The 8,771-nt window shown below is 66.7% G+C and carries 10 protein-coding genes; 4 read left to right on the top strand and 6 right to left on the bottom strand.

What is annotated here, in order from left to right:
• The coding region (locus tag ACFDSW_RS03665; protein ID WP_375248922.1) for an ATP phosphoribosyltransferase regulatory subunit at positions 1-319 on the bottom strand (319 nt) is incomplete at its 3' end.
• Positions 320-371: 52 nt separating this feature from the next.
• Here ACFDSW_RS03665 and ACFDSW_RS03660 point away from each other — a divergent pair.
• The 3 genes from ACFDSW_RS03660 to ppa all read left to right on the top strand — a co-directional run bounded on the left by ACFDSW_RS03660 (position 372) and on the right by ppa (position 3,684).
• The gene (locus ACFDSW_RS03660; protein ID WP_375248921.1) at positions 372-1,022 is read left to right on the top strand and encodes a DUF1345 domain-containing protein; all 651 of its coding nucleotides are present in this window, start codon (positions 372-374) and stop codon (positions 1,020-1,022) included.
• A gap of 123 nt (positions 1,023-1,145) precedes the next feature.
• A complete protein-coding gene (locus ACFDSW_RS03655; RefSeq protein ID WP_375248920.1) occupies positions 1,146-3,068 on the top strand; it encodes a M61 family metallopeptidase in 1,923 nt (640 codons plus the stop codon).
• Positions 3,069-3,108: 40 nt separating this feature from the next.
• On the top strand, positions 3,109-3,684 hold the full coding sequence (ppa, locus tag ACFDSW_RS03650) for an inorganic diphosphatase (RefSeq protein ID WP_375248919.1): 576 nt from the start codon (positions 3,109-3,111) through the stop codon (positions 3,682-3,684).
• 49 nt (positions 3,685-3,733) lie between these two features.
• Here ppa and ACFDSW_RS03645 read toward each other — a convergent pair whose 3' ends face one another.
• The 4 genes from ACFDSW_RS03645 to ispG are packed head-to-tail and all read right to left on the bottom strand — an operon-like array spanning position 3,734 to position 6,565.
• Entirely contained in the window at positions 3,734-4,054 is a 321-nt protein-coding gene (locus ACFDSW_RS03645; RefSeq protein WP_375248918.1) for a DMT family transporter, read from the bottom strand.
• The gene (locus ACFDSW_RS03640; RefSeq protein ID WP_375248917.1) at positions 4,054-4,536 is read right to left on the bottom strand and encodes a GNAT family N-acetyltransferase; all 483 of its coding nucleotides are present in this window, start codon (positions 4,534-4,536) and stop codon (positions 4,054-4,056) included. The genes ACFDSW_RS03645 and ACFDSW_RS03640 overlap by 1 nt, the downstream gene beginning before the upstream one ends.
• Positions 4,533-5,435, bottom strand: a complete 903-nt coding sequence (locus ACFDSW_RS03635; RefSeq protein ID WP_375248916.1) for a DMT family transporter — start codon at positions 5,433-5,435, stop codon at positions 4,533-4,535. Before ACFDSW_RS03635 ends, ACFDSW_RS03640 begins: the two co-directional genes overlap by 4 nt.
• Positions 5,436-5,440: 5 nt before the next feature.
• The gene (ispG, locus tag ACFDSW_RS03630; protein WP_375248915.1) at positions 5,441-6,565 is read right to left on the bottom strand and encodes a flavodoxin-dependent (E)-4-hydroxy-3-methylbut-2-enyl-diphosphate synthase; all 1,125 of its coding nucleotides are present in this window, start codon (positions 6,563-6,565) and stop codon (positions 5,441-5,443) included.
• A gap of 106 nt (positions 6,566-6,671) precedes the next feature.
• Between ispG and ACFDSW_RS03625 the strand changes: the two genes are divergently transcribed.
• Entirely contained in the window at positions 6,672-7,838 is a 1,167-nt protein-coding gene (locus tag ACFDSW_RS03625; protein ID WP_375248914.1) for an acyltransferase family protein, read from the top strand.
• Between the two features lie 27 nt (positions 7,839-7,865).
• Here ACFDSW_RS03625 and ACFDSW_RS03620 read toward each other — a convergent pair whose 3' ends face one another.
• Positions 7,866-8,771: a flagellar motor protein MotB gene (locus tag ACFDSW_RS03620; RefSeq protein ID WP_375248913.1), complete on the bottom strand. Its 906-nt coding sequence runs from the start codon at positions 8,769-8,771 to the stop codon at positions 7,866-7,868.

The raw sequence follows: 8,771 nt of genomic DNA, 5'->3' as shown, positions 1-8,771 counted from the left end.
GTTTCAACGGGGCAAATTGCTGCCAGCCGTTGGTGATATAGGCGCGCGCGATCCCCGCGGTGAATTCGGGCCGCAGCGTCAGCGAATCGTCGCCCTTGTCGGGGAAGGTATACATCTCCTTCGAAACGACGTCGGTGGTCTCCCCGATCGAGCGCGCGAACACCTGCGTATCCTCGAATACCGGCACCTCCACCCGCTCGAAGCAATAGAGCCGGCGGACGCGATCGAACGTGTCGAGCACCCGCGCGAAGCGGCGTTCCTCGTCGCGAAAGATATCCTGGGTGCCGCGGACGCGGCCGGGTGTGGGAATACGGGCCATATAGGGGTGGCGTATCTAGTGGGCGGCTCAAAGAAGCGCTAGCGGTGATCGCATGAACGAACCGCGGCGCTGGTGGGGTCTGGGACGATACGTGGCCCCGCCGCGCTTCGTTCTGTTCGTGATGGTCTTCGCGATCGCGGTACCGATATGGCGATCATGGACCGGCACCGGGCGCGCGGTGATGCTGGGGTTCGACGTGGCGGCGCTCTTGTTCCTCGCCTCGCTGGTGCCGCTGTTCCGGTGCGCCGATCCCGCAACGATGCGCCGGACGACGCGCGCGAACGATGCCAATCGCGCGCTGTTGCTGGCGCTGACCGGCGCCGTAACGCTGGTCATCCTCGCGGCGGTGCATGACGAGTTGCGCGGACGCACCGATGCGCAGGCGATCGCGCTGGTGATCGCGACGCTGGCGGTCGCATGGCTGTTCTCGAACATGGTCTATGCGCTGCATTACGCGCATCTCTTCTACGGGTCGGCCAGCGACGGCGGCGATGCCGGCGGGATCGACATTCCCGGTACGACGACCCCGGATTACTGGGACTTTCTGTATTTCAGCTACACGCTGGGCATGACCTTCCAGACATCCGACGTCTCGATCAGCAGCGGCCGGGTGCGGCGCGTGGTAACGGGGCAGTGTCTCGCCGCTTTCGTCTACAATCTGGGCGTGATCGCGTTCAGCATCAACGTGCTGGGTGGGCACTGATCGGGTCATCGGCGAAAAACGGCCTTGGTTGAAGGCGATGCGCTTGTTCGGCTGGACAGCGGCATGACCATCTTGTTACGTCCGGCGGGTAACAACATTACCTGACACGGACGGTTTCAACCCATGATACGAACGATCATTGCCGCCGCGCTGGCCTCCACCGCGGTCGCCGGCTCCGCCGTCGCGCAGGTTCCGGCGGGCAATTCCGCGCCGCAGCCGGTGCCGTTCGTCGACACCATTCCGGCGCCGCGCGACATTCCCTATCCCGGCACGCTGCGCATCGCGGTCGACGCGACCGACACGCTGCGCGGCATCCTGCGCGTCAAGGAAACCATTCCGGTGGCGCAGCCGGGGCCGATGGTGCTGCTGTTCCCGAAATGGCTGCCCGGCGCGCACAGCCCGCGTGGCGAGATCGAGAAGCTGGCGGGGCTGATCATCACCGCGAACGGCCAGCGAATCGAATGGAAGCGCGATCCGGTTGACGTCTTCGCGTTCCACATCGACGTGCCGGCGGGCGCGAAGGCTATCGAGGCATCGTTCCAGTTCCTGTCCGCGACCGAGCCCGATCAGGGTCGCATCGCCGTCACCCGGACGATGATCTCGCTGCAGCCCAATTCGGTCAGCCTGTACCCGGCGGGGTTTTTCACGCGGGCGATCCCGGCGCAGATGACCGTCACCTGGCCGCAGGGCTGGACGGCTGCGAGCGCGCTGGCGGCGAAGGTGGACGGCAGCACCTATCGCTACGAACCGACCAATTATGAAATCCTGGTCGACTCACCGATCCTCGCGGGCAAATACGGCAGGAGCTGGCCGCTGACGCCGCGTGTAAAGCTGAACGTCTTCGCGGACGATCCCGCCGAACTGGCGGCGACGCCCGAACAGATCGCGGCGCATCAGCGGCTGGTCGAGCAAGCGGTGAAGACGTTCGGCGCGCAGCATTACGATCATTACGATTTCCTGCTGTCGATCACCGACAGGCTGGGCGGAATCGGCCTGGAACATCATCGCTCGAGCGAGAATGGCGTCACGCCCGGATATTTCACCAAATGGAACGATGGCCCCGGTCGCCGCAACCTGCTGCCGCACGAATTCACGCACAGCTGGGACGGCAAGTTCCGGCGCGGTGCCAATCTGTGGACGCCTGACTATCGCACCCCGATGCGCGACTCGTTGCTATGGGTGTACGAGGGGCAGACGCAATTCTGGGGCTATGTGCTGCAGGCGCGATCGGGACTCGTCTCGAAACAGGACACGCTGGATCAGCTGGCGACGATCGCCGCCACCTATGACAGCCAGCGCGGTCGCGACTGGCGCGCGCTGGTGGACACCACCAACGACCCCGTCATCTCGTCACGCAAGCCCAAGGGCTGGACCAGCTGGCAGCGCAGCGAGGACTATTACAACGAAGGACTGCTGGTGTGGCTCGATGTCGATTCGCTGCTGCGCGAGAAATCCGGCGGGACCAAGTCGATCGACGATTTCGCCCGGGCGTTCTTCGGCGTGCGCGACGGGGACTGGGGCGAGCTGACCTATACGATCGACGACGTCACCGCGACGTTGCAGGCGATTCTACCCTGGGATTGGCGCACTTTCCTGGATAAGCGCCTGACAGAACACGGTTCTGGCGCGCCGCTCGACGGCTTCACCCGCAACGGCTACCGGCTGGTCTATGCCGAGGCGCCGACGCCCTCGCTGAAGGCGGCGGAAACGGCGGCGAAGAACGTCAACCTCACCTGGTCGGGCGGTTTCGTCGCCAAGAACAATGGCGAACTGACGTCGGTGACATGGGACGGCCCGGCCTTTGCCGCGGGTATGACGGTGGCGGACCAGATCGTCGCGATCGAGGGCGATGCCTGGTCGAACGATCGCATGAAGGCCGCGATCACCGCCGCCAAGTCGCTGAAAACGCCGATCGCTCTCACGGTGAAACGCGACGATTCGTATCGCTCGGTGATGCTCGACTATCATGGGGGCTTGCGCTACCCGCGCCTCGAGAAGACCGGCGCCGCCGTTACCGGACTGGACCGTCTCCTGGCGCCGCGCTGACCCGCGTCGCCCGACCATCGCAGCTCCAGAGGGGAAGAGAATGCGTATCGACCTGATCCCGGTGGGGAAGAACCCGCCCGATGACCTCAACGTGGTGATCGAAGTGCCGACCGGCGGCGAGCCGGTGAAATATGAATTCGACAAGGCCTCCGGCGCGCTGTTCGTCGATCGCATCCTGCACACGCCGATGCGCTATCCCGCGAACTACGGCTTCGTTCCGCATACGCTGTCGCCCGATGGCGATCCGCTCGATGCGCTGGTCGTCGCGCGTTCGCCGTTCATCCCGGGCTGCGTCGTCCGCGCACGTCCGATCGCGGTGCTGAACCTGGAAGACGAGGCCGGCGGCGACGAGAAGCTGGTCTGCGTGCCGGTCGATTCGACCTTCCCTTATTACACCAACGTCGGCGGCAAGGACGATCTGCCCGAAATCGTCTTCGCGCAGATCGAACACTTCTTCACCCACTATAAGGACCTGGAGAAGAAGAAGTGGGTGCGCATCGGCACCTGGGGCGACCGCGAAGAGGCGCGTCGCATCACGATCGAGGCGATCGAACGCTACGATGCCGCCAAGGCCGAGGGCGAAGAGCCGCACGACCACGACGTGCCGGGCCGGTAACGCCCCCGACCCGTCACCCCGGATTATCACCGGGGTGACGGGTCGCCGCTCATGATCCGGCGGTCAGCTTCAGCCCCGCGATACACGCCACCGCCCCCACGACCAGCAACAGCCTGACCGGCGTCGCCGGCTCGCCATAGAGCCAGATACCCGTCAGCACGGTGCCCAGCGCACCGATCCCGGTCCATACCGCATAGGCGGTGCCCATCGGGATCGACCGCGCGGCGACCTCCAGCAGCAGCATCGACAGCGATACCGAGGCAAGGAAGCCCAGCGTCCAGCCGACGTGACGAAATCCGTCGACGTTGCGCAGACAGGTGGTGAAGCCCACCTCGAACAGGCCGCCCAGCACCAACCACAGCCACGCCATCAGCCGCGCCCCGCGAGCGCGCGCAACGCCGCGCCGTCGACCCGCTGGACGGTCCATTGATCCTGCGCCACCGCGCCTTTCGCGCGATAGAAGTCGATGGCGGGCGTATTCCAGTCGAGCACCCACCATTCGAACCGCGCATAGCCGCGATCGACCGCGATCCCCGCCAGCGCGGAGAGCAACGCCGCCCCCGCGCCCGATCCGCGCGCGTCCGGGGTGACGTACAGATCGTCGAGCCAGATGCCGCGCTTGCCGGTCCAGGTGGAGAAGGTGGTGTAGAACATCGCGAAGCCGATCGCGGCGCCGTCACGCTCGGCGATCAGCGCCTCCGCCGCCGGATCGGCACCGAACAGCGCCTCATGGTACATCGGCTCGGTCGCCTCCACTGCATCGGGCTCTTTCTCGAACAGCGCCAGATCGCGCACAAATCGCAGGATCATCGGCACATCGGCGGGGGCGGCAGGGCGGATCGAGACGGTCATGCCGCCTGCCCTAACGCCTCTTGCGCGATATCGCGACGCCGGGCGCCATACAGGCACGCCGCGATGATGATCCCCGCGCCGGCTAGCGTGGTCAGCGCCACCCGCTCGCCGAACACCAACCAGCCCAGCACCGCGGCGTACAAGAACGAACTATATTCGGTCGTCGCCAGATAGCCGGCCTCGCCATGCGCATAGGCCCAGCCGAGCAGGAACAGTGAGGCGGTGGCGAGCAATGCCGCGATCGTGATCTTGCCCCACTCCCCCGCCGGCGGGATCGCGCCGAGGAATGGCGCGGCCAACGCGAGCAGCAGCGTGACAATAGCGGCCTGGAAGAAGGCGATCTCCCCCGGCCGCGCCGCCAGGCTTTGCAACCGCGCGACGATCAGATTGACCGCGTAGAGCACCGCCGAGGCGAGGATCGCCAGCGCTCCCGCCAGCGCCTGCGGGCCGAGATCCATGCGCGCCTGCCCCAGCAGGATCACGCCCACCCCGGCGAGGGCCATGATCGAGGCAGCGACCACGCGCATGCCGACACGTTCACCCAGCACCAGCGCCCCCAGCAGCAGCGCCAGCAGCGGCGCGATATAGGCAAGCGCGATCGCCTGCGCCATCGGCACCCGCGCCAGCCCCCAGAAGAACAGCAGCGCCATCACGGCGGCGACGATCCCGCGCAGCAGATGGAGCCATGTCGCGCGCCGCGACGGCCAGCCGCCACCGCCCGCCGCCCAGGCAACGCCGCCGAACACCGCCGACACGCCCGTCCGCCACAGCAGCGCGTTATAGACGCCGAGCGCCAGCGTCAGCGATTTCATGAAGGCGTCCATGATCGAGAACAGCCCGATCCCCGCCGCCGCGACCGCGAAGGCGATCGCGGGGGACAGATGCCGCGACCGCGTCACCAATGCTATTCGGCGGCCAGTTTCGCCGCCGCGTCGGCCGCGTCGATCTCCGCCGCCTTCGCCTCCACCAGCCGGACGATATGCTCGATCATGTCGGCGTCCTGCACATGATGATCGGTGACGCCCGACAGATAGACCATGTGCTTGCCGTTGCCGCCCCCGGTGATCCCGATATCGGTTTCGCGCGCCTCGCCCGGGCCGTTGACGACGCAGCCCAGCACGCTGAGCGACATCGGCGTCCGGATATGCTGCAGCCGTTCCTCCAGCGCCTGGACGGTGCGGATCACGTCGAAGCCCTGGCGGGCGCAGCTCGGGCAGCTGACGACGCGGACGCCGCGGTTGCGGATCCCCAGCGCCTTCAGGATCTCGAATCCGACCCGCACTTCCTCCTCGGGCTCCGCCGACAGCGACACCCGGATCGTGTCGCCGATACCGAACCACAACAGGCTGCCGATCCCGATCGACGATTTCACCGTCCCGCCGATCAGCCCGCCCGCCTCGGTGATGCCCAGGTGCAGCGGGCAATCGACCGCCTCCGCCAGCTGCTGGTACGCCGCCACCGCCAGGAACACGTCGGACGCCTTCACCGCCACTTTATATTCGTGGAAATCGTGGTCCTGCAGCAGCTTGATATGATCCAGCGCGCTTTCGACCAGTGCCTCCGGGCACGGCTCGCCGTATTTTTCGAGCAGGTCCTTTTCCAGGCTGCCCGCGTTGACGCCGATGCGGATCGCGCAACCGTTCGCCTTCGCCGCGCGCACCACCTCCGCGACCCGTTCCGATGAGCCGATGTTGCCCGGATTGATCCGCAGGCACGCCGCCCCGGCGTCGGCAGCCTCGAGCGCGCGCTTGTAGTGGAAATGGATGTCGGCGACGATCGGCACCTGTGCCGCGCGGACGATCTGCGACAGCGCGGCGGTACTGTCGGTATCAGGACAGCTGACGCGGATGATATCCACCCCCGCATCCTCGCAACGGCGGATCTGGTCGATCGTCGCGGCGGCATCCGCGGTGGGCGTATTGGTCATCGTCTGCACGGTGACGGGCGCATCCCCGCCGACGGGGACGTTGCCGACCATGATCTGGCGGCATTCTCGACGCGCGATATCGCGCCACGGACGGATCGACATACCCCCCATATACAGGCCGGACGAGACAGTTCAAAGTCCGGCTGATTACCGCTAACCGTCCGCCCCGCCTCGCCTTTACGCCGGCTTGATGCTAGCGCCGCGGGCAATGCAGCGTCACTACGGCCTCGATTGGCTCCGCATCGGGGCGTTCGCGATCCTGATCCTCTATCACGTCGGCATGGTGTTCGTGCCCTGGGACTTTCACGTGAAGCTGCCGGGGGCGTGGTGGGTGGCGGTGCCGATGATGGCGTCCAACCCGTGGCGGCTGTCGCTGCTGTTCGTCGTATCCGGCTATGCCAGCCGTGCCCTGTATCTGCGCAATCGCGTGCCGTGGCGGTTCGCGCGACAGCGCAGCCTGCGGCTGCTGGTGCCGCTGTTCTTCGGCATCGTCGTGATCGTGCCGGTGCAGCCCTGGGTCGAGCTGTCGAGCAAATACGGCTATACGGAGGGCTTCTGGCATTTCCTGACGCACGATTATTTCCGCTTCGGCGCGTTCGGCCCGATCGTGCTGCCGGCCTGGAACCACCTGTGGTTCGTCGCCTATCTGTGGATCTACACGTTGCTGCTGGCGCTGGGCGCGGCCGTCCTGCCCGCCGCCGCGCGGCGGGCGCTGCAACGGGCGTTCGTCGCGGTGATGCGCGGACCGGCGCTGCTGCTGGTGCCGATCGCCTGGATGGTGCTGGTGAACTTCGTGCTGTTCCCCGGCGGGCGCGAGACGCATGCCTTGATCGACGACTGGGTCGCGCACGCCAGCTATCTCCCCGCCTTCCTGTTCGGCTTCGGCCTCGCCTGCGCGCCGGTGACGCTGGCGGCGTTCGTGACCCGCTGGCGCGAGTCGTCGGCGATCGCGGTCGCTGCCTATGCGCTGGTCGCCGGGATCGAGATCCGCTGGCCCGGCAACACGATGCCAGCGCCCTGGGGCACGATCTTCTCGGTCGCCCGCGCGGTCGAGGGCTGGGCGGCGGTCGCGGCGCTGATCGGATTCGCCGATCGCTTCTGCAACCGCGACCATCGCTGGCGGCCGATGCTGACCGAGGCGGTCTTCCCCTTCTACCTGATCCACCAGTCGGTGATCGTGCTGGTGGGTTATTGGCTGCGACCGGCCGGGCTGCCGATCTGGCTGGATGCGGTGGTGCTGGTCGCGACGACGGTGGCGGGGTGCTGGGCCTTCTACCTGATCGGCCGCACGATCGCGCCGCTGCGCCCGCTGATCGGGCTGCGTCGCCATCGTTCGCGTCGCACCGGCGTGGATCCGCGACCGGCGGTGGCGTGAGCCACCGGCCAGCCGGGGCGCCGGGCGTTACTGTCCGAACGAACCGGCGCGATACAGCAGCGTGATCGCCACCCGGCGGTTGCGCGGATCCTGCGGATCCTTTTCGATCATCGGCTCGCGGTCTGCGACGCCCTCGATGCGATTGAAGCGCGCTTCCGGAATGCCGCCCATCGCCAGCCGGCGGCGGGTCGCCTCGGCGCGGCCCGACGACAGCATCCAGTTGTTCATCGCGCGCGGATCACCGAAGGGAAGGCTGTCGGTATGACCGCGGATCATGATTGGGTTGGGCGTCTCGCGTATCCCGCCCGCGACGAGCCCGATCAGGTCCGACGCGCGCGACTCCAGCGCGGTGGTGCCGAGGGCGAACATCGAATAATCGGCATCGTCGATCAGATCGATCCGCATCCCAGACGGTGTCATCGTGAAGCGGATATGCTTCGCCAGCCGCGCCAGATCCTTCTGCGCGGCGATCCGCTTCAATACGTCGTGCCGCAGCCGCGCGAAGTTCTTGGCGTCTTCCTTGGCGATCGCGGAGACGCTGCGGAGCGACCCCTTGGTGCCATAGCCGGTGCGCGGATCGCTCGCCTGCGTCGCCAGGATCAGCGCGGCGGCAGCCGGATCGGCGGTGCCCGCCTTCGGCCCGCGCTTTTCCTTCGACATGATCGATTCGCCACCGAAGATGCCGTTACCGCCGATGCCCATCCGCTTGTTGTCGAGCAGCGTCGGCGCGAAATAGTCGGCGATGCCCTTGCGCTGCTTCTCGGTCGTCGCGCCGAGCAGCCACAGCAGCAGGAAGAACGCCATCATCGCGGTCACGAAATCGGCATAGGCGACCTTCCAGGCGCCGCCGTGATGGCCACCGCCGCCCTCGATATAGACCTTCTTGACGATCACCTTGGGCGGCACATTGGCGCCGTGCGGGGCCTTTGCCAT

The organism is Sphingomonas sp., assembly GCF_042091075.1.
Classification (GTDB): Bacteria; Pseudomonadota; Alphaproteobacteria; order Sphingomonadales; family Sphingomonadaceae; genus Sphingomonas.
The sequence above is the reverse complement of the archived record's forward strand: the minus strand, read 5'-3'. Positions and strand labels throughout refer to the sequence as shown.

Coding starts and splice junctions, on each gene's coding strand:
- ACFDSW_RS03660 (WP_375248921.1), top strand. CDS start 372: ATGAACGAACCGCGGCGCTGGTGGGGTCTGGGACGATACGTGGCCCCG.
- ACFDSW_RS03655 (WP_375248920.1), top strand. CDS start 1,146: ATGATACGAACGATCATTGCCGCCGCGCTGGCCTCCACCGCGGTCGCC.
- ppa (WP_375248919.1), top strand. CDS start 3,109: ATGCGTATCGACCTGATCCCGGTGGGGAAGAACCCGCCCGATGACCTC.
- ACFDSW_RS03645 (WP_375248918.1), bottom strand. CDS start 4,054: ATGGCGTGGCTGTGGTTGGTGCTGGGCGGCCTGTTCGAGGTGGGCTTC.
- ACFDSW_RS03640 (WP_375248917.1), bottom strand. CDS start 4,536: ATGACCGTCTCGATCCGCCCTGCCGCCCCCGCCGATGTGCCGATGATC.
- ispG (WP_375248915.1), bottom strand. CDS start 6,565: ATGTCGATCCGTCCGTGGCGCGATATCGCGCGTCGAGAATGCCGCCAG.
- ACFDSW_RS03625 (WP_375248914.1), top strand. CDS start 6,672: ATGCAGCGTCACTACGGCCTCGATTGGCTCCGCATCGGGGCGTTCGCG.
- ACFDSW_RS03620 (WP_375248913.1), bottom strand. CDS start 8,771: ATGGCAAAGGCCCCGCACGGCGCCAATGTGCCGCCCAAGGTGATCGTC.